Annotated in this window: 14 protein-coding genes; 7 read left to right on the top strand and 7 right to left on the bottom strand. The window is 36.3% G+C overall.

The window, feature by feature from the left end; translation table 11 throughout:
• Positions 1 to 272 precede the first annotated feature (272 nt).
• Entirely contained in the window at positions 273 to 2,144 is a 1,872-nt protein-coding gene (locus AAEO57_RS05515) for a rhamnogalacturonan lyase (RefSeq protein WP_341690343.1), read from the bottom strand.
• Positions 2,145 to 2,413: 269 nt separating this feature from the next.
• On the opposite strand from AAEO57_RS05515, the gene AAEO57_RS05510 reads away from it, so the two are divergent.
• Positions 2,414 to 3,466: a serine hydrolase domain-containing protein gene (locus tag AAEO57_RS05510; RefSeq protein ID WP_341690341.1), complete on the top strand. Its 1,053-nt coding sequence runs from the start codon at positions 2,414 to 2,416 to the stop codon at positions 3,464 to 3,466.
• A 55-nt stretch (positions 3,467 to 3,521) separates the two neighbouring features.
• On the opposite strand, the gene AAEO57_RS05505 is transcribed toward AAEO57_RS05510, so the two are convergent.
• Positions 3,522 to 4,712: a pyridoxal phosphate-dependent aminotransferase gene (locus tag AAEO57_RS05505; RefSeq protein ID WP_163392636.1), complete on the bottom strand. Its 1,191-nt coding sequence runs from the start codon at positions 4,710 to 4,712 to the stop codon at positions 3,522 to 3,524.
• Between the two features lie 73 nt (positions 4,713 to 4,785).
• Positions 4,786 to 5,880: a fatty acid desaturase family protein gene (locus AAEO57_RS05500; protein ID WP_341690337.1), complete on the bottom strand. Its 1,095-nt coding sequence runs from the start codon at positions 5,878 to 5,880 to the stop codon at positions 4,786 to 4,788.
• A gap of 107 nt (positions 5,881 to 5,987) precedes the next feature.
• On the opposite strand from AAEO57_RS05500, the gene rsmG reads away from it, so the two are divergent.
• Positions 5,988 to 6,617: a 16S rRNA (guanine(527)-N(7))-methyltransferase RsmG gene (rsmG, locus tag AAEO57_RS05495; protein WP_341690335.1), complete on the top strand. Its 630-nt coding sequence runs from the start codon at positions 5,988 to 5,990 to the stop codon at positions 6,615 to 6,617.
• Between the two features lie 144 nt (positions 6,618 to 6,761).
• A complete protein-coding gene (locus AAEO57_RS05490) occupies positions 6,762 to 8,177 on the top strand; it encodes an alkaline phosphatase (protein ID WP_341690333.1) in 1,416 nt (471 codons plus the stop codon).
• A gap of 125 nt (positions 8,178 to 8,302) precedes the next feature.
• Here the strand turns inward: AAEO57_RS05490 and pruA are convergent, their stop codons facing one another.
• Entirely contained in the window at positions 8,303 to 9,931 is a 1,629-nt protein-coding gene (gene pruA / locus AAEO57_RS05485; protein ID WP_341690331.1) for an L-glutamate gamma-semialdehyde dehydrogenase, read from the bottom strand.
• Between the two features lie 178 nt (positions 9,932 to 10,109).
• Between pruA and AAEO57_RS05480 the strand changes: the two genes are divergently transcribed.
• The 4 genes from AAEO57_RS05480 (at position 10,110) to pdeM (ending at position 15,978) form a co-directional block, all read left to right on the top strand.
• Positions 10,110 to 11,174: a ligase-associated DNA damage response exonuclease gene (locus AAEO57_RS05480; RefSeq protein ID WP_341690329.1), complete on the top strand. Its 1,065-nt coding sequence runs from the start codon at positions 10,110 to 10,112 to the stop codon at positions 11,172 to 11,174.
• On the top strand, positions 11,175 to 12,776 hold the full coding sequence (locus AAEO57_RS05475; protein WP_341690327.1) for an ATP-dependent DNA ligase: 1,602 nt from the start codon (positions 11,175 to 11,177) through the stop codon (positions 12,774 to 12,776).
• A gap of 103 nt (positions 12,777 to 12,879) precedes the next feature.
• Positions 12,880 to 15,339 carry a ligase-associated DNA damage response DEXH box helicase gene (locus AAEO57_RS05470; protein ID WP_341690326.1) on the top strand — a complete coding sequence of 820 codons (2,460 nt, stop codon included), beginning with the start codon at positions 12,880 to 12,882 and terminating at the stop codon, positions 15,337 to 15,339.
• Between the two features lie 6 nt (positions 15,340 to 15,345).
• Positions 15,346 to 15,978: a ligase-associated DNA damage response endonuclease PdeM gene (gene pdeM / locus AAEO57_RS05465; protein ID WP_341690324.1), complete on the top strand. Its 633-nt coding sequence runs from the start codon at positions 15,346 to 15,348 to the stop codon at positions 15,976 to 15,978.
• A 1-nt stretch (position 15,979) separates the two neighbouring features.
• Here the strand turns inward: pdeM and apaG are convergent, their stop codons facing one another.
• The 3 genes from apaG to AAEO57_RS05450 form a co-directional block, all read right to left on the bottom strand.
• Positions 15,980 to 16,366: a Co2+/Mg2+ efflux protein ApaG gene (gene apaG / locus AAEO57_RS05460; protein WP_163408655.1), complete on the bottom strand. Its 387-nt coding sequence runs from the start codon at positions 16,364 to 16,366 to the stop codon at positions 15,980 to 15,982.
• 81 nt (positions 16,367 to 16,447) lie between these two features.
• Positions 16,448 to 17,701, bottom strand: a complete 1,254-nt coding sequence (locus tag AAEO57_RS05455; protein WP_341690321.1) for a type IX secretion system plug protein — start codon at positions 17,699 to 17,701, stop codon at positions 16,448 to 16,450.
• 74 nt (positions 17,702 to 17,775) lie between these two features.
• Complete coding sequence (locus AAEO57_RS05450; protein WP_341690319.1) at positions 17,776 to 20,670, bottom strand: DEAD/DEAH box helicase; 2,895 nt, start codon at positions 20,668 to 20,670, stop codon at positions 17,776 to 17,778.
• Positions 20,671 to 20,758 lie beyond the last annotated feature (88 nt).

Raw genomic sequence — 20,758 nt, 5'->3', positions numbered from 1 at the left:
AACACGTTCTTTTTTACAGGATTATGTTCTGGTTTTTATAATATTATGGAATGGGAATTTTGAAAGTATAAAAATAGTTCATGCAGATTCCGGCGAATTTTTTCTTTGAAAAATAATGTTTCTACTACCCGTATTGCGTGAGGGATAGAAGTGGAAAGCCCGGAGCCTGACGGAGGAAGGTGAGGACTTGCAACGGATAGCCCGACCCGCAGGGACACGCCCATAAAAAAAGCCTTAGAATTTCTAAGACTTTTGATATTTATTTAGGCGAATTATTTTGAAGAATCTTTTTCAGGTTTTGGAGTAACAATATTGGGCTGTCTTTGTGCTTCCATATCTGCGCCCAGATAAAAGCCGGGATGAGGCGGCTGATTGTAAGCTGAGTTTTGCCATGCAATAGCGGTTCTGTATTGAGAATCGTGCATCAAAGTATATAATTTATGTGTTGTTGGAATGTTGGTAGTATAAATTCTAATAGAAGAATTGTCTGTTCTGCGAAATATAACTTCTTCGCGCCAATCACCAAAAAGATCAGCACTCAGACAAGGTGTTGCTTTGGTTCCGTTGTTTGATTTATGATCTGCAGCAGTAAGTAAATTGATGCTTTTTGAATTGATGTAATCCCATTTGTCAATTCTGTTTGAGTTTAGTAATTCCCTGTTTAAATCGGCATCCCACCAGATAGAGAAATTCATGGACGGTTTTGAAGTACTGATCTGATTTCCTTTGCAGTCATATAAATTGCCTACGGCTCCCCAGCATTCATAACCTTTGTATCGGGGATCAATATCGGCAGCATTGCCACGACCCACATCCTGGCCTTCTCCTTTAACTCCCCATAAAGGTTCTCCAGTTCTGGCATCCCTAAATTCAAGCCCGTATGTTTTGTAACTTGATGCATCTTCATGGCATTGCCAGATTTCCTGCCCAGGACGATCGGGATCCATATCTGTCATGTGCAATGAGTCGCCATGACCCAAGCCGTTGGCATATAATTTTGTTCCGTCATCATCAATAGCGCTTGTCCCGTTAAAAACTTCATCTTTGCCGTCATTATCAACATCTCCCACAGTCATTTGGTGGTTTCCCTGTCCAAATGCAGCACTGTTTTTAGAATCTTTACTGTCAAAAATCCATCGCTGAGAAAGCTTGCCATCTCTCCAGTCCCAGGCCACTCGGACCAGTCTGGTGTAATAGCCGCGACCCATTACCAAACTTGGTTTTGAACCGTCGAGATACGCAACTGCGGCTATAAAACGATCTACTCGATTGCCATACCCATCTCCCCAGTCTTTAATGTTTCCGCGTGCAGGTAAATAATTAGTAGTAGCCATTGCTTTGCCTGTTAATCCGTTAAAAAAGGTTAAAAATTCAGGCCCTTCTAAAATATATCCGTTTGTGTTTCTGTAATCTGCGGTAGCTGAACCAATAATGGTCCCAGTTCCATCGATGGTTCCATCGGCTGTTTTGCATGCCATTTCGGCTTTGCCATCCGAATCTAAATCATACACCATAAATTGCGTGTAATGAGCTCCTGCCCGGATATTTTTCCCTAAGTCAATTCGCCAGAGATGTGTTCCTTCTAAACGGTAACAGTCGATAAATACATTGCCTGTGTATCCTTTATGAGAGTTGTCATGAGCATTAGACGGATCCCATTTTACAAATATTTCGTATTGTCCGTCACCGTCAACATCGCCTGCGCTGCAATCGCCTACACTATAGGTATAAGCCTGTCCGTCAGGAGTAGTTCCTCCCGAAGGTATCTGCATGGCAATATCCAAATACTGATTTGCCCATACTGTGATGGTTTCTGAAGCGGGCTGTTCAATTCCATTAACTATTGCCCGAATATAATATTTTTCGTCTGTGGCAATTTTGTGCGTAAAGTTGGTCGTTGTGGTAAAAGGGCTTTCGGCTACTTTTTTGTCATTGCAGTATAAATTGTAGCTTACGTTTGTGGGTTCAGTTCCTAACATTCTCCAGTTGATGTAAACCTCATTAGGATTTAAGCGCATTGCGACGAGTCCGCGATTGAGCTTTTCTAAGGTATGCTGAGCGTAAGTTGAAGAAATGATTCCTGTTAAGAGAAAAAGAAGAAGTGGTAAAGTTTTGAGTGAATTTGATTTGGTTGGTTGGTTCATGGCATTTGGTGAAATGGGTTAGTTTTTGGTTGTTAATTAAGATTTGATTTGCAGTGCTTTGTCACAAAATTAATGCCAATAAAAAAGCCTCTGAAATGGAAAATCTGAAAGGTTAAGAAAATAAATTTCAACAGATTTTCTTTTCCCATGTACTTTTTGTAAACTGGTTTAAGTTAGGGATAGAGTGATGCGCCTATATAATTTTAAATTGTAACCTGATGTTGAATTTTCTCGTCAAAGTAAACATCAATCATTAATTCAACCACTAAATGAAAACAATTTTAAAATCTTTAATTCTTCTTTTAATTTTTCAGGCTGGATTTTCTCAAAATTTAGAATCTAAAATTGATAGTTTGATTACTTCTAAATTTAAACCTGAAAACCCGGGAGCCATTTTTTTAGCTGTTAAAAAAGGAAAAGTTGTTTATCGGAAAGCTTTTGGAATGGCAGATTTGGAAAGGGATATTAAAATGAAACCCGAATTTGTTTTTGAAATTGGATCGATGACCAAACAATTTACAGCGGTTTCAATTTTGATGTTAGCCGAACAACGAAAGTTGAAGCTGGATGATGAAATCACGAAGTTTATACCTGATTACCCAACGCAGGGAAATTTGATTACAATTCATCATTTGCTTACCCATACTTCAGGTATTAAAGATTTTACAACTATGAAGTCAATTAAAAATATTGCCAGAGAAGATTTGTCGCCGAAAGAGCTGGTTGATTTTTTTAAGAATGAACCTATGGATTTTAAGCCAGGCGAACAATATAAATACTGTAATTCAGGATATGTGCTTTTGGGGTATATTATTGAAAAAGTTTCAGGGGAGACTTACGAAGAATTCATAACGAAACATATTTTTGAAAAAGCCGAAATGAAAAATAGTTTTTACGCCAGTCATGAAAAAGTAATTAAAAACAGGGTTTCGGGTTATCGTGAGCGGGATGGATTTATGAATGCAAATTACATTAGTTTTTCAATTCCGTTTGCTTCGGGAGCGATCATGTCTACTGTAGACGATTTATTAAAATGGCAAAACGCCATAAACGATAATGTTTTATTAAATGATGCTTTTACAAAGAAGGCATTTACAAACTACCAATTGAATAATGGTAAAAAAATAGATTATGGGTACGGCTGGCACATTGAAAAAATAAAAAACAAAATTGTGCACGAACATGGAGGAAGTATCTTTGGATTTAAGTCTATGGGAGTCTATGAACCTTCGGAACAAATTTATGTTGTTGGCTTGAGCAATTGTGATTGTAATTCTCCGACTTCGATTACAAAGGATATTGCAGGACTTTTAATAAACTAAAAAAAGGGTGTTTTCTTTCTGGAAAACACCCTTTTAAATTTAATTATTTTAATGCTTACGCAGTCAAAGCTTCTTTGATTCTGCGTAATGCTTCCGTTAAAATATCATTGCTTGTTGCGTAAGAGAAACGAATACAGTTTGGATTTCCAAAAGCGTCTCCAGTTACTGTTGCAACATTTGCTTCTGCCAAAAGATACATTGAAACGTCGTTTGCATCTTTAATTTCGTGTCCTTTTAATGTTTTTCCGAAGAAAGAAGAAACGTCAGGGAAAACGTAAAAAGCTCCTTCCGGAACGTTTATTTTTACACCCGGGATTTCTTTTAATAATCCAACTACTAAATCTCTACGTCCGTGGAAAGCCTGAACCATTTCGTTTAATACGCTTGGGTCAGCATCTACAGCTGTAATTGTAGCACGCTGAGCTACAGAATTTGCTCCGGAAGTTACTTGTCCCTGAATTTTTGTACACGCTTTTGCAATGAATTCCGGTGCTCCAATATAACCAATTCTGTACCCTGTCATGGCGAATGCTTTTGCCACTCCGTTTACAGTGATTGTTTTTTCTAACATTCCTGGGATAGAACCAATACTGCAGAAAGTTCCAGAGAAATTGATGTGCTCATAAATCTCATCTGCAACTACGTAAATATTTGGGTGTTTTTCTAAAACTTTAGCCAAAGCTGTTAATTCTTCTCTGCTGTAAACAGATCCGGATGGATTACATGGAGAAGAGAACCACATCATTTTCGTTTTTGGCGTGATTGCAGCTTCTAATTGCTCCGGAGTGATTTTGAAATCTGTTTCAACAGAAGTTGGAACTTCAACCGGAACTCCGCCAGAAAGTTTTACGATTTCGAAATAAGAAACCCAGTAAGGTGCTGGTAAAATTACCTCGTCACCGTCGTTTAACATTACCTGAGCAATGTTGTATAAAGATTGTTTTGCTCCTGTAGAAACTACGATTTGAGAAGGTTTGTATTCTAAACCATTGTCTCTTTTGAATTTTCTGCAGATAGCTTCTTTTAAATCCTGATATCCGTCAACAGGAGAATATGTACTGTAGTTATCGTCGATTGCTTTCTTTGCAGCTTCTTTAATGAAGTCAGGTGTATTAAAGTCAGGTTCACCTAAACTTAAACTGATGATGTCTTTTCCCTGTGCTTTTAGCTCGCGGGCTAATGCAGCCATCGCTAAAGTCTGCGAAGTTGCTAAATTGTTAATTCTGTCTGAAAGAATATGGTTCATTATAAAAAATTTAATTGCTCTTAAATTTGCTGTTTTCTTTAAGAGAGGTTATTATTAATAGATTTTAATTAGATTATGCGAATTCAGGTTTTGCTCCAAGATCTTTCAAATGCTTGTAGTGAGCCAGTACGGCGCCTCTCATGGTTCTGAATTCATGATAAGGCAAGTTGCATTCTTTTGCTGTCTGTTTTACAATTTCAGCAATTTTTCCGTAATGGATGTGACTGATATTTGGAAAAATATGATGCTCAATCTGATGGTTCAGACCACCTGTAAACCAGTTTACAATTTTGTTTTTTGGAGCAAAATTAGCTGTAGTGTACAATTGGTGAATAGCCCAGGTGTTTTCGATTTCTCCTTCTTCATTTGGAATCGGATTGGTGGTCTCTTCTACAACGTGTGCCAATTGAAAAACAATACTTAGGATTAATCCAGCTGTATAATGCATTACAAAAAAACCAATAACAACTTTCCACCAGATTACTCCCAGTAACATAGGTAAAGCCATCCAGATGATTACGTAAATTATTTTTGTAATAACCAAAACAGTCCATAATTTGGTTGGACTTTGTGGTGCTCCATAAGATAATTTTCTTTTCAGATAATTTTTCATCTGTTTAAAATCGGTAGTCAAAGCCCAATTAAAGGTTAGTAAACCATATAAAAAGAATGAATAATAATGCTGGAATTTATGAAAACGGTGCCATTCTGCATTTTGTGTAAAACGAATGATTCTTCCGGCGTCAAGATCTTCATCATGCCCGTGAATATTGGTGTAAGTATGGTGCAAAACATTGTGCTGAACCTGCCAGTTGTATACATTTCCGGCTAAAACATAAATACTGCCACCCATTATTTTGTTGATCCATGATTTTGAAGAGTAAGAACCATGGTTCCCATCATGCATAACGTTCATTCCAATTCCGGCCATGCCGATACCCATCAAAATATTCAATAATAATTGCGCCCAGAAAGGCATGTCAAGCGCGAGAATTAAAAAATACGGGGTTAGGAAAATGGTAAAAAGAATAATAGCTTTTAAGTGCAGCTTCCAGTTTCCGGTTTTTGGGATATTATTTTCTTTGAAGTAATTGTTTACCCGTGAGTTAAGCGTTCTGAAAAACTTCAGATTGTCCTGCTTTGAAAATGTCGGTGCGGTATTATTCATATTAATTTTAAATAGTTGTCAAAGGTAATTATTATAAATTTTCAATTTGCAAAATTGAGTTAAATATTTCAATCGTAAAGTAGTACTTTTGTTAAAAATTTACAACAATGGATGAGATTCTGAAGTATTTTCCTGATTTGACCGACATTCAAATTCAACAATTTCAAAAATTAGACTTTTTATATCATGACTGGAATGAAAAAATCAATGTTATTTCCAGAAAAGATATTGATTCCTTATATACCAAGCACATTTTGCATTCTCTTGGAATTGCCAAAATCATGAAATTCGAACCCGGGGCAACTGTTTTGGATGTGGGAACAGGCGGTGGTTTTCCGGGAATTCCGTTAGCGATTCTTTTTCCGGAAACACGTTTTTATCTGATAGATGTGATTGCCAAAAAAATAAAAGTAGTTCAGGGCGTTGTAGATGCTTTGGAACTGAAAAATGTAAAAGCAGAACAAAAACGAGCCGAACTGGTAAAAGGAGATTTCGATTTCATAGTAAGCCGTGCCGTAACCAACATGCCGGATTTTGTTTCCTGGATTCATGATAAAATCAAGAAGCAGCACAAACACACGTTGAAAAACGGAATTCTCTATTTAAAAGGTGGTGATTTGACCGAAGAGTTAAAAGATTTCCCAAAAGCTACTTTATATGATTTGTCTACAATTTTTGAAGATGAGTTTTTTGAAACCAAAAAAGTAGTGCATTTGCCATTGAAATTTCAGCCTTAATTTTTATTTCTACATATAAAAGACCGATAGCATTTTACTTAAATTGTTATCGGTTTTTTTATGCTACAAAAGCAATCATAACTTAATGATAATTTGTAGCTGTTCCATTTTTTTTATCTTTGAAAATACTTAAATAAAGTTATAATGAATAGAAGGAAGTTCTTTAGAAACGGCTCATTGTTTACGATAGGGGCGGCAATTATGAATCCGTTTGAGGGTTCTGCAAATGTTTTGGATTTAGAGTCTGTAAATAAAAACAAAAAAGCAAAAAATATCATTTTACTGGTTAGTGACGGAATGAGTACCGGGACGCTTAATATGACCGATTTGTTTCTGAACAGAAAAACAGGCAAAGGTTCTAACTGGATGCAATTGTATAAAGACAATAAGGTTTCAAGAGCTTTGATGGATACAGCCTCTGCGAGTTCTATAGTAACCGATTCTTCTGCTGCGAGTTCTTCATGGGGAGGAGGTTTTCGTGTAAATAACGGAGCGCTTAATGTAAGTCCAAACGGAGAACCACATTTACCGATTTGGCAGAAGTTTAAAAAATCAGGAAAAATGGCAGGTTGTGTAACTACAGTTCCTATTACACATGCCACTCCGGCGGGTTTTTGTGTGAACAGCAAAAGTAGAAATGCACAGGAGGATATTGCCGAACAATATTTAGAATTGGGTTTTGACATTATGATGGGAGGCGGAGCCAATTATTTCAGTCCGGAATTACGAAAAGATAAAAAAGACATGTATGCCGCTTTTAAATCGAAAGGATATCAGGTTGTAAAAACCAAATCTGAAATGGATGCAGCATCCAATTCTAAACCTGTTCTGGGTGTGTTTGCAGATGACGGACTTCCGTATTATGTGGACAGAAACAGTGATGAAAACTTAAAAACCACTGTTCCTAGCCTTGCTGAAATGTCTCAAAAAGCAATCAACAGAATGAAAGACCATAAAAATGGTTTTGTGTTGCAAATTGAAAGCGGAAAGGTAGACTGGGCTGCGCACGGGAATGATATTGCAGGTTTGATTCACGATCAGATCGAATTTGATGAAGCTGTAAAAGTGGCGATTGATTTTGCTGAAAAAGACAAAGAAACATTAGTAATCATCACAACAGATCACGGAAATGCAAATCCGGGAATTATTTACGGAAAAAATGCCAATGATAATTTCGACAGTATCCAAAAATACACTCAGACCAACGAATGGATTTTGAATCAGATAAAACCGCAATCTTCCGTTGCTCAGGTAAAGGAAATTATTGAAAAAGCAAACGGTCATTCGGTTACTGATGAAGAGGCAAAATATGTATTAGGCTACTATGACGGATTACACAAAGAAGATGGTTTGTATAATTACAAAAAATTACCCTATAAAGCTTTTGCAGAAATGCAGGGGAAAATAAATTCTGTTGGCTGGATCAGTATGGATCACTCTGCTGATTACGTAGAACTGGCAATGTTTGGTCCGGGAAGTGAACTTTTAAAACCTTTCGTAAAAAATACCGACCTGCATTATCTAATGCTGCAAGCTGCGGAAGTGGAGAATAAATTTTAATCGTCTGGGTTATTCAATTTACATCAACCAAAAAAAACAAATAAAAGCCGAATCTTAAATTTAAGATTCGGCTTTTTTATATTGAAAAGTCCTTTATTTAAGACTTTTGACCTTCGACTTTAAGACTATTCTCCCAAGAAAGGATATCTGTAATCCTCAGGAGTTACAAAAGTTTCCTTAATCGTTCTAGGAGAAGCCCAACGCAATAAGTTCAGTGCAGAACCTGCTTTGTCGTTAGTTCCTGAAGCTCTTGCACCACCAAAAGGCTGCATTCCAACAACAGCTCCGGTTGGTTTGTCGTTGATGTAGAAGTTACCTGCTGAATTTTGCAATTTTACAGTAGCGGTTTCAATCGCATAACGATTCTGGCTGAAAACAGCACCGGTTAAAGCATACTCAGAAGTAGTATCAACCAATTCTAAAGTTTCTTCCCATTTTGCATCTTCATAAATATAAATAGTTACAACAGGTCCAAATAATTCGGTTTCCATTGTAGTATATTTTGGATTTGTCGTTACAATAACCGTTGGTTCTACAAAGTATCCAACCGATTTATCGTAGTTTCCTCCAATGATAATTTCAGCATCAGCATCTTTTTTAGCCTGATCGATGTAGCTCGCTAATTTATCAAAAGAACCTTCGTGAATAACTGCCGTAATAAAGTTTCCAAAATCTTCAGGAGAGCCCATTTTCATTGATTTTACATCAGTGATTAACTGCTCTTTTACAGCTGGCCACAAACTTTGTGGAATGTAAACTCTTGAAGCTGCAGAACATTTTTGTCCCTGGAATTCAAAAGCTCCACGTGTGATTCCCGTAACCACTTGTTTTACGTTGGCACTTGGGTGAGCAATGATAAAATCTTTACCACCAGTTTCTCCAACAATTCTTGGGTATGTTTTATAATTGTGGATGTTTGCTCCAATTTTTGCCCAGATATCTTTAAATACATGAGTAGAACCTGTAAAGTGAACACCTGCAAAATCACGGCTTGCCAAAACAGTATCCGTAATCATTAAGGCATCTCCAAAAACGACATTGATAACGCCATCCGGAACTCCCGCTTCTTTGAAAACATCAAGGATAATTTTTGTAGAAAACACCTGGCTGTCGCTTGGTTTCCAAACCACAACGTTACCCATCATCGCAGCACTTGCCGGTAGATTGGCAGCAATAGCCGTAAAGTTAAATGGCGTGATTGCGTAAACAAAGCCCTCAAGAGGTCTGTATTCTAAACGATTCCACGTTGTTGAGTCCGATTTTGGCTGATCTGCGTAAATCTGAGTCATGAATTCTACGTTGTAACGTAAAAAGTCAATAAGCTCACAAGAAGCATCAATTTCTGCCTGGTGAATATTTTTAGACTGACCAATCATAGTGGCAGCATTAATACGTGCTCTGTATGGTCCTGCAATAAGTTCAGCTGCTTTTAAGAAAATAGCCGCACGTTGTTCCCATGCCATATTTGCCCATGCGTGTCTTGATTCAAGAGCGTTGGCAATCGCTTTTTCGATATGTTGTTTTTCAGCCAAATGATACTTTCCAACAACGTGCTGGTGATCATGTGGAGCTGTAATGTTTCTTGTGTTTCCGGTTCTGATTTCTTCGCTTCCAATATGCAAAGGAACGTCGATTTGAGAATTCCACATTGTGGTATAAGCTGCCTGAACAGCTGCTCTTTCCGGTGAGTTTGGTGCGTATCCTTTTACCGGTTCGTTGACCGCTTTAGGTACATTAAAAAATCCTTTTAACATGGGATAAGATATTTTTAAAATTACGAATTGTTTAATTTTAGGCAAAAGTACAAAGGTTATTTTGATTATATCACAATACAATATTAAAATGTTGTAATTTAATAAACTAATGCCATCAAACTGTAAAATGTCTGTTTGTATAAAGTTTTAAATTTGAATTGCTTCAATTTTTTATACTATGAAAATTCCGCTTTTAGTTTTTAACGACAAAGGAATTTACTGTCAACAGGCCGATGTATATCTCGATCCCTGGAGGCCGGTAAAAAATGCTATTATTACACATGGTCACGCCGATCACTCCCGTTGGGGACATCAAAATTATATAACACATCGTACCAATGTGCCCATAATTCGTCATCGATTGGGTGAAATAAATGTGACCGGAAAAGAGTGGGGAGAAACCTTTGTCATCAATAATGTGAAATTCTCATTGCATCCTGCCGGACACATTATAGGAAGCTCTCAAATTCGGGTAGAACACAAAGGCGAAGTCTGGGTTTTTACAGGAGATTATAAAACAGAAGATGACGGAATTTCGGTTCCTTATGAAGTCGTAAAATGCCACACTTTCATAACCGAATGTACTTTTGGATTGCCAGCTTTCAATTGGACTCCTCAGGCAGAAGTAATTACAGAAATCAATAATTGGTGGGCAGAAAATAAAGCGGAGGGAAAAACGTCCATTCTTTTTGGCTATTCTTTAGGCAAAGCGCAACGGCTTTTAAAATATTTAGACACAGATATTGGTAAAATATACACGCATGGCGCAATCGAGAATATGACGAATGTTTTACGTCCGATGGTAGATTTTCCACCCACAACCTTAGTGACAAGAGAAACAAAAAAAGAAGAATTTGCAGGAAATATTGTGCTCGCTCCGCCAAGTGCGCATGGAAGTATCTGGATTAGAAAAATGACACCTTTTGTAACTGGTTCAGCAAGCGGATGGATGGCTTTTAGAGGCGCAAGACGAAGACGTGCCATTGACAAGGGTTTTGTGTTGAGCGATCATTGCGATTGGTATTCACTTCTAGATAGTATCAAATCAACCGGAGCAGAAAGAGTAATCGGCACACACGGTTATACGGATATTTTCTCCAAATATTTAAGAGAATTGGGTTACGACGCCAGAACCGAAAAAACACAATACGAAGGCGAAGCGGCAGAAATGGAAAAAGATGGAAAGGAAGTTGTATTTGAACAAAATGAAACTCCGGACATTACTGAAAATAAGGAATTGTAGATGAAAAATTTTGCCCAGCTTATAAAAACCCTCGACAGCTCGAATAAAACGAACGTAAAAGTCGACGCGCTGACGACGTATTTTAAAAATGCATCGCCGGAGGATAAAGTATGGACAATCGCTATTTTGTCTCATCGTCGTCCGCCAAGGCCTGTCAATACAACCTTATTGCGAATTTGGGCAAATGAACTGGCCAATATTCCGCTATGGCTTTTTGAGGAAAGTTATCATATTGTGGGCGATTTGGCGGAAACTATTGCTTTGATTATTCCAACCACAAAAGAGCATTCGGATAAAAGTTTAACCGAATATCTGCAGGAAATTATTGCCTTAAAAAAGAAATCAGATATTGAGAAAAAAGAATATTTACATGAAAATTGGCTGGCTCTCAATTATTATGAACGCTTTGTTTTTACCAAATTAATTACCGGAAGTTTACGAATCGGCGTTAGCCAAAAATTAATGACCCGTGCCTTATCAAAAGCAGAAGATGTTGACGAAGATGCATTGGCGTATAAATTAATGGGAAATTGGGATCCAAACACAATTACGTTTCAGGAATTAATTCTGGATGAAAAAAGTAGTGATTATCTATCAAAACCATATCCCTTTTATCTCGCGTATCCAATTGAAGGAGAAGTGGATAATTTAGGAAATCCCGAAGACTGGTCAATAGAACATAAGTGGGACGGAATCCGGTCGCAAACTATCATTCGTGAAAACGAAATTTATGTCTGGTCAAGAGGAGAGGAGCTCGTAACCGATAAATATCCGGAGTTTAAATCTTTCGTCGGAATTATTCCAAACGGAACGGTGATTGATGCTGAAATTTTAGCTTTTCCCGAAAAGGAAATTGGAACATTTAACGATTTACAAGCCAGAATTGGCCGCAAAACTATTTCTGTATCTTTATTGGAAAAAGTTCCCGTAATTTTAAAAGCATACGATATTTTAGAATGGGAAGGCAAAGATATTCGAAACATACCTTATTCCGAAAGAAGATTATTATTAGAACAATTATATGATTCGATAAAAGATAAAACGCCACATTTTCAATTATCAGAAAGAGTTTTACTTCATTCGTGGGAAGATGTTGCAGCGGAAAGAATGCGTGCCCGCGAAATGAAAAGCGAAGGTTTGATGATAAAACGCAACAATTCACCGTATCAGGTAGGAAGAAAAAAAGGCGATTGGTGGAAATGGAAGATAGAACCTTTGGTAATTGATGCCGTTTTGACCTATGCGATGCGCGGACATGGAAGACGTTCAAATCTTTTTACCGATTATACTTTTGCACTTTGGCAGACCAATGACAACGGCGAACGGGAATTAGTCACATTTGCAAAAGCCTATTCCGGTTTAACCGATGCCGAATTCAGAAAAGTAGATGATTTCATAAAGAAAAATACGCTGGAACGATTTGGCCCTGTGCGAAGTATAACACCTCAATTGGTTTTCGAAATTGGTTTTGAAGGAATTGCACTTTCAAAAAGACATAAAAGCGGTATCGCAACCCGTTTTCCAAGAATCTTGAGATGGCGGCAGGACAAGAAAATTGAGGATGCTAATTCAATTGAAGATTTGAAGAGTATGATTTCATAAAAGGTTCAAAGGGACAAAGTAACAGAGTTTCAAAGAAAAAAACTTTAGGAAACAGCTAAGCTTTGTCCCTCTGAGCCTTTGCAACTTTGAACCTTATAAAAAAATGAACAGAGACGAACTATATACCATTGCAGAAAACTGGTTTCAAGATCAGGGCTGGAAAGCATTTCCTTTTCAAACCCAGACCTGGACAGCATTTCTGCAAGGCAAAAACGGATTGTTGAACGCGCCAACGGGAAGCGGAAAAACCTATGCCTTATGGTTTCCAATAGTTCTCGATTACATGAAGAAAAATCCGAATTATAAAACCAAGCATAAACCCGGTTTAAAAGCGATTTGGATTACGCCTTTGCGAGCACTTTCTGTAGAAATAAAACAAGCCGCAGAACGAATCATTACGGATTTAGATTTGCCATTAACTGTCGGAATTCGTTCTGGTGATACTTCTCAAAGCGAAAGAACAAAGCAAAGCAAAAAAATGCCGGATCTGTTGGTTACCACACCCGAAAGTCTGCAATTGCTTTTGGCATCCAAAGAATTTTCGAAAACTTTTGCCAGTTGTTCTGCAATTGTGGTCGATGAATGGCATGAATTATTAGGAACTAAACGTGGTGTTCAAATGGAACTGGCTTTATCCCGATTAAAAACAGTTGCTCCAAAAATACGAATTTGGGGAATTTCTGCTACCATTGGAAATCTGGAATTAGCACAGCAAGTATTATTAGGATTAAATTCTGAAGCCTATCAAAATTCGGTTTTGATTAAAGCCCATATCAACAAAAAAATAAAAGTTCTTTCGATATTGCCCGACAAAATGGACAGTTATCCTTGGCGTGGTCACATGGGACTGCATCTAATTGATGAGGTGGCAAAAATAGTACGCAAAAGCAAAACCACTTTAATTTTTACCAATGTGCGTTCTGCATGCGAAATGTGGTTTCAGGCGATATTGGAGAAATATCCGGAGTTTGCCGGAGATATGGCGATGCACCACGGAAGCATTAGCAGGGAAACACGTTTATGGGTTGAAAATGCGATTAGAAATGAAGAATTAAAAGTTGTAGTCTGTACTTCTAGTTTAGACTTAGGAGTTGATTTTGCTCCTGTTGAAACCATCATTCAGGTGGGTGGGCCAAAAGGTGTTGCCCGTTTTCTGCAAAGAGCAGGACGAAGCGGTCATCAACCCGGAAAAGAAAGTGTAATTTATTTTCTTGCTACACATGCCATTGAACTAATTGAAGCTTCAGCACTGAAAAAAGCGGTTGCCAAAACCATTGTTGAAGACCGAATTCCGTATTTGAACAGTTGGGATGTTTTAGTGCAATATCTGAATACTTTGGCTGTTTCTGATGGATTTTTTCCGAATGAAATTTTTGATGAAGTCCAACAAACCTTCTGTTATCAAAACATAACCAAAGAAAACTGGAACTGGATTCTGAACTTCATAACCAATGGAAGTCAAAGCTTGCAGGCCTATGATGAATTCAAAAAAGTAGAAATCGAAGAAGACGGACGTTTTAAAATCAACAGCCGACTGATTGCGATGCATCACAGAATGCAGATAGGAACTATTGTTGGAGATGCGTCATTAAATGTCAAGTTTTTAAGCGGTGGTTACATAGGAAATATTGAGGAATGGTTTGCCTCAAAACTACAGCCTGGAGATGTTTTTACTTTCGCCGGAAAAAGATTGGAATTATTTCGTGTAAAAAACATGCAGGTATTGGTACGAAAAGCAGATCCCAAAAAAGAATCCCGAACCGTAAGCTGGATGGGCGGACGTATGGCATTATCGGTACAAATGAGCGAATTGCTTCGGGATGAATTGTATGCGGCAAATAGTGATGAGCTAACTCCTGAATTAAAAGCTTTACAGCCTATTTTTGCAAGACAGCGAAAAGAAAGTATTGTACCTTCTGATGATGAATTTTTAATTGAAACTTTCAAAACCAGAGAAGGGTATCATGCTGTTTTTTACCTTTTCGAAGGTCGGTTTGTGCATGAAGCCTTAGCGAGTATTTTGTCATATCGTATTAGTTTATTGTCTCCAATTACTTTTTCTCTTGCCTATAATGATTACGGATTTGAATTGCTTTCCGACCAGGAAATTGACATGCAGTCTGTTTTTGACAATAATTTGTTTTCAACAGAACACGTACATCAAGATTTGCAAAAAAGTCTAAATCTGACCGAAATGGCGCGAAGAAAATTCAGGGATATCGCCGTAATTGCCGGATTGGTATTTACCGGAATGCCCGGAAGACCAGTAAAAACCAAACATTTACAGAGTGGCTCGCAACTGCTTTTTGAAGTTTTTAGGGATTATGAGCCCGATAATTTACTGCTGCAGCAGGCTTATTCAGAAACATTTGAACATCAGCTGGAAGAAGGGCGTTTGATTCAGGCTTTGGAAAGAGTGAATCGGCAAACCATCGTTTGGAAACAATGTAAAAAGCCAACTCCGTTCAGTTTTCCAATCATCACAGACCGATTAAGAGAGAAATTATCCAGTGAAACATTAGCAGAAAGAATCAAAAAGATGACAGCGAGTTACATGAAATAATAGAATATGAAAATTACAATCAACAAGCAAAATTTTATTTTACATCCTTGCGGTGCGGCTTTCTGGGAAGAAAAAAAAATACTTTTAATATCAGATTTGCATTTGGGTAAAGTCTCGCATTTTAGAAAACACGGAATGGCGATTCCGGAGAAAGCGATTCCGGAGAATTTTAACCGGTTAAACAATATTCTGGAATTATTTGATATTGAAACGATTATTTTCCTTGGCGATTTATTCCACAGTAAAATGAACAACGAGTGGGATTTATTTTCAGACTGGACCAAGACAATTACTCAGCAGCTTATTTTGATAGAAGGGAATCATGATGTTATTTCAAAAAAACATTATACAGATTTAAATATTGAAATTCATTCAGAAATTATAATTGATGGCTTTTTGTTGACGCATCATCCTTCAACAAGAGAAAACTTTTTTAATTTGTGCGGACACATCCATCCAGGGATTAAACTAAAAGGATTGGGAAAACAATTTCTGGGTTTGTCGTGCTTTTTTAGAAAACCAAATCAATTAATCTTTCCAGCTTTTGGAGCGTTTACAGGTAACTTTTATCTGATTCCCGAAGAAAAAGATAAAGTATATGTAATTGCAAAAGATGAGGTAATCGAAATAAAAAACTGAATTAGTTCAGTGCAAAAGGAGCACACATTCTAAAAGTAGGAACTATAACCTTAAATATTTTGGTTGTAGTAAAATTAATCATATTAAAATGACCTTTCATTGCTCCGTAAGGAGATGATAATAAACAGCCAGAACTATATGTGTGATTTTCTCCTGGTTTTAAAACGGGTTTTTTTCCTATAACGCCTTCTCCGTCAACCACTTCTAAGTCGTTTAAAGAGTCGAAAATTTCCCAGTGACGGGATGTTAACTGTACCGAATCTTTACTGTGGTTTTCGATTGTAATAACGTAACTAAAGGCAAAATGAATCTTATAGTTTTTGAAGTAAGTGCCTTCAAAACTAGTCAAAACAGATATTTTTATGCCTCTTGTTATTTGAGAAACCATACTAAAGCAGTATATATGTGAGTGTTATATTTGCAAATTTACGAAAAAAAATGATTCGATTGGAATCCTTTTTTAGAATGTTTAGTTAATAATATTCAAGGAATTAGCATTGCCTTTACCAATAACCCTTTCGTAGCGATCTGTACTTTCGCGATAATAAACTAAAACGGTATATTCATTTTCAGTCTGATAAAAGTTTCCGTCAATAGCATTTTCAAAATCGATTACGCCTTTTTTGTCAGCAATCCTGTATTGAAAATTGGTAAATCCCTGCTTAATCATGACTGCTTTTTCGTAAATCCCTTTATCAGCATTATAGTCCATTTTATATTCTGGAGAAAGGCTGTAATTATTAAACATCCCTGTAATATAAATGTCTTTGTTTAACCTGAATGTTGGGGCTGAAAGTGAAAAATATACCCAGGCGTAATCGGCTTCAATTTCCTGATTCAGGCCATTAATGTTTTTAACAACAAAATTTCCGTCAACATCTTCATAAACGGTATATATTTGGTTCGCTCTGGCTTGATTTGTATATAAATAGGAACTGTAAACGTCATTATTGCTGCCTACTTTTGCAACATTATTATTAGCGGCCCGGATGTCTTTATTTTCAAAATATAAAAATTCATTGCCACCCCAAAATTGTGTTTCTTTATCGTACTTGTAAATCAGCTGGTTTCCGATGGTGTATTGTGGAGGAATGTTTTTAATCCCGGTGTTAAAATCTCCGTTTTGAAGTAAAAGCACTTTTACATTTTGTAATGGCGTCTGAAAAACAATGTCGTTAGAAAGTATAGCAATTTCAAGATTCTGCTTGTAATTTATATCGTTGAGGCTGCGGCTTCGTCTCATAACGATTCCAACAGTTGAATGATTTTCGTATAAAATAAATTTTCTTGAAAAAACAACTTCTCTGTCTTCGTTTAGGATTTTCAACATATAATTCCCTGAAATTCGCAATTGAGTAGCAAACTGATTAGGAAAAGAAAGCCGGTAATGTGAGAAACTCTGAAGGGTATTGAAAGAATTCGAATAATCTGTAATTCTTTGATTGTCAAAACCGCGAATGTAATCTGTTTTCGGAATATCAGTAGGTTTCCAGTTGTAATCGCAATGTATCACCTCAAAGTAATAATTGGCTTCGTTGCCAAACAAATCATCAAACTGTAATTGAAATGATGATCCCAATTCAAATATAGGAACTACATTGCTGCCGTTCTGAACAAAAGAAACAGTTTTGATATTATAAGGAGGATCGATTTCTTTTTCCTGAGCTTTCGCTAAAGTGAAAATGAAAAGAAAAACAAAGCTTGTATATAAAAATTTCGGCATCTTAATATATTGTAAGATTGTAAATATAACAATTTTATATAACGAAAAAGATGCCATTCTATTGGATTTAACTACTAAGAACCCAAAATATAGGCTAAGTTGCCTTCGAGTTCGTCATTAATATAGCTTTCTTCTAAAAGGGAATCAGACAACAGTTTTTTGTTTTCCTGAAGCCTGATGATCTTTTCTTCCACCGTGTTTTTTGAAATAAAACGAATCACATTTACCTTATTCAATTGACCAATCCTATGAGCTCGTCCCACTCCTTGTTTTTCTGCAAAAGGATTCCACCATGGATCTAAGAACAAAACATAAGAAGCTTTGGTAATATTCAGACCAACGCCTCCTGCTTTAAGCGAAATAAAAAATAACAAAGGTTCCTCTTTTTCCTGAAACAGTTTTACTTGTTGTTCTCTTTTGGCTGCAGGTGTTTCTCCTGTAATTTCACAAAATGTTATTTTGTTTTCTTTACACCAGTCAGTATAAAAATTCAAATTGGTAACAAAGGAGCTGAAAATGATTACTTTCTGTTTTGCCTTGACTAAATTTTCCAGATAATTTGTGACAGCAATATATTTTCCGGAATCAATTTCTGAATCTGAATCGATCATTTTCGGGTGATTACTGAGCTGTCTAAGTTTCATCAAAGTATTGATAATACTGATTTTATCAGGACTTGAACCATCAGTTTTAAGCAGGAAATTACGAGCCTTGGATTTTTCCTTTTCGTATAATTTTTCCTGTTCAGGATCCATGTCACAGTAATAAACCTGCTCTGTCAATTCCGGCAGATCTTTTAAAACCTGTTCTTTGGTTCTTCTTAAAATGTAAGGCTGGATGAGATTTTTTAATTCAGTTAAAACTTCTTCATTCTGCTTTTTCTCAATAGGATTTTTGAAATTTTCCACAAAAAAAGCATAACTACCCAGAATATCCGGATTTATAAACTGCATCTGCGACCACAAATCGTCAAGCGAATTTTCGATAGGGGTACCGCTCAAGGCAATTTTATGTCCTGTGTTGATTTTATTAATCGCTTTAAAAATCTTAGAATTTTTGTTTTTGATATACTGACTTTCATCTAAAATCAGATAACGGAAATTGTATTTTTCTAAAATAGAAATATCACGATGAACGATACTGTAACTGGTAAAAATTAAATCGGTTGAATCCAGTTTGTGTGCTAATAATTTCCGGTCATTACCCACATATTGCATTTTTGAAAAGTGTGGCGTAAACTTTCCAGCCTCATTAAACCAGTTAAAAACTAACGAAGAAGGCAGCACTATCAGAGCTTTAAGCGGCTCTCTTTCTACAGTCGTTTCGTTTGCAAACAAATCAAAATTGGTTGTTTTGGTTGTAAAACCTAATTGCTCCTGAACTGAAACCAAAACGGCCAAAGTTTGTAATGTTTTTCCAAGTCCCATGTCGTCAGCAAGACAGGCCCCCAGATTTGAATTGAAATGCCCCAAAAGCCATTTTACACCGTCAATTTGGTACGGTCTCAAAGTTGCTTTAAGTAAATCTGAAGCAGTATATTCAGCATGAGAAATTACATCATTATCAATTTCTGAAATTCCGTCTAAAGCGGTGAAATTACTTTTGCGTAAAAGTAAAGCTCCGTTTTCTGTTTTTGCCAGTTTTGCTAAAGAACCATATTTGCTGAACCATTCCAGCGGAATCAAAAAGTAGTTTCCGTCAGGAAGCATAAAAAGTCTTTCCTTGCTTTTTATATTCGGAATAATTTCACTGAAATTGATTTTATAATTACCAACAGTAACGATTATTTTAATATCAAACCAATCTGCTTTGGTTTCTTTAGAAATTGAAATCGTATTACTTTCTGTAATGATTTCTTTGCTTTCAAGTTTTAGATTTTGGATTGTAAAACCTAAACTTTCAAGCTTTTCCTTATGGTCAATAATTAATTGGATATTGATATAAGGATCATTGGATTCAGTTTCCAGTCCAAACAGTTCATTTTTGACTTTTACTAAACCAATTTCAAGTAATTTTTTTGTGTATAAAATTTCGACGGCACTTCTTTTAAACTGAATTATTTTGGGTTCATTAGCGATGCTGAAATCAACAAAAGAATGTGTTTTTTTAGTTTTGCCGGCGTCAAAAACATATCCGTTGTAATCAAAATAAAGATTGAGATAATAACAGTTTTTAAAGAAATCATAAACAGGCTGAATGGTACTCGAAATTATCTGATCACGCACTTCCATTTCAAAACCAGTAGCTTCAATATCAATTTTTTTGGCTATTGCAGGAATAAAACCTTTAAAATAATCATCAACCAATTTGGATGGAATTTCAATTGATTTTTTCTTTAAAAACGGAGTGAGTTTTTTAGCATTCAGTTCTTTTAATTGTCCTAGTTTTTTATCAATTATCAGCCAGCCCGGTTCATCCAACAGAATTTCGATACTCCTATTCATAGGTAAAAAAGTAGTTTTGTCTTCTTTTAATGAAAGGGTATAAGTGATACCTTCTGAATGTTTGTCAAATTGAATCTGGGGTTCAAAATCAAGCGGATCAACGCCGACTCTGGATCTATAAAAATCTTTTTCAGGACCTAAATTGATGGATAGAGGAAATTGTTCCTTTACAATCAAATCGTAAAACGTACTTAAGTTTAGTTTTAAATGTTGGCGAATCGCAAAATCCATTTTAGAATCTTTCTGCAGATCGGCAATCGTTTTGGCTGATTTGATTTTGGCACTGAATTTTTTGAAAATAAATTCAGGTTTTAGAGATTCACAGATTGTTAGTATTCTTTTTGAATTGGGATTTAAATTTTCGAAATCAATACCATAGCTTTCAATTATAGTTTTGGTTGCTTTTTTGTCCAGATATTTAATTTCACTGGTATTTTCAACAATATAAGCTGTAGGGATATAGGCATTCAGATTTTTTTCAAAACTGATGTCAAAACAGAACTGAAATGATTTTGTAGATTCCAAGTTTTAGGGATTTGTTTGGCTTGTAATTTGGGTAAAAAAAAGCGTTTTCAAATTATTTCTATTTTGAAAACGCTTTTTAAATGAACTT

The sequence above is a fragment of the Flavobacterium calami genome, from assembly GCF_038290035.1.
Lineage (GTDB): Bacteria > Bacteroidota > Bacteroidia > Flavobacteriales > Flavobacteriaceae > Flavobacterium > Flavobacterium calami.
This window is presented reverse-complemented; position numbering and strand designations above follow the sequence as displayed.

Coding starts and splice junctions, on each gene's coding strand:
- AAEO57_RS05475 (WP_341690327.1), top strand. CDS start 11,175: ATGAAAAATTTTGCCCAGCTTATAAAAACCCTCGACAGCTCGAATAAA.
- pruA (WP_341690331.1), bottom strand. CDS start 9,931: ATGTTAAAAGGATTTTTTAATGTACCTAAAGCGGTCAACGAACCGGTA.
- AAEO57_RS05500 (WP_341690337.1), bottom strand. CDS start 5,880: ATGAATAATACCGCACCGACATTTTCAAAGCAGGACAATCTGAAGTTT.
- AAEO57_RS05490 (WP_341690333.1), top strand. CDS start 6,762: ATGAATAGAAGGAAGTTCTTTAGAAACGGCTCATTGTTTACGATAGGG.
- AAEO57_RS05515 (WP_341690343.1), bottom strand. CDS start 2,144: ATGAACCAACCAACCAAATCAAATTCACTCAAAACTTTACCACTTCTT.
- rsmG (WP_341690335.1), top strand. CDS start 5,988: ATGGATGAGATTCTGAAGTATTTTCCTGATTTGACCGACATTCAAATT.
- pdeM (WP_341690324.1), top strand. CDS start 15,346: ATGAAAATTACAATCAACAAGCAAAATTTTATTTTACATCCTTGCGGT.
- AAEO57_RS05480 (WP_341690329.1), top strand. CDS start 10,110: ATGAAAATTCCGCTTTTAGTTTTTAACGACAAAGGAATTTACTGTCAA.
- AAEO57_RS05470 (WP_341690326.1), top strand. CDS start 12,880: ATGAACAGAGACGAACTATATACCATTGCAGAAAACTGGTTTCAAGAT.
- AAEO57_RS05505 (WP_163392636.1), bottom strand. CDS start 4,712: ATGAACCATATTCTTTCAGACAGAATTAACAATTTAGCAACTTCGCAG.
- AAEO57_RS05455 (WP_341690321.1), bottom strand. CDS start 17,701: ATGCCGAAATTTTTATATACAAGCTTTGTTTTTCTTTTCATTTTCACT.
- AAEO57_RS05510 (WP_341690341.1), top strand. CDS start 2,414: ATGAAAACAATTTTAAAATCTTTAATTCTTCTTTTAATTTTTCAGGCT.
- apaG (WP_163408655.1), bottom strand. CDS start 16,366: ATGGTTTCTCAAATAACAAGAGGCATAAAAATATCTGTTTTGACTAGT.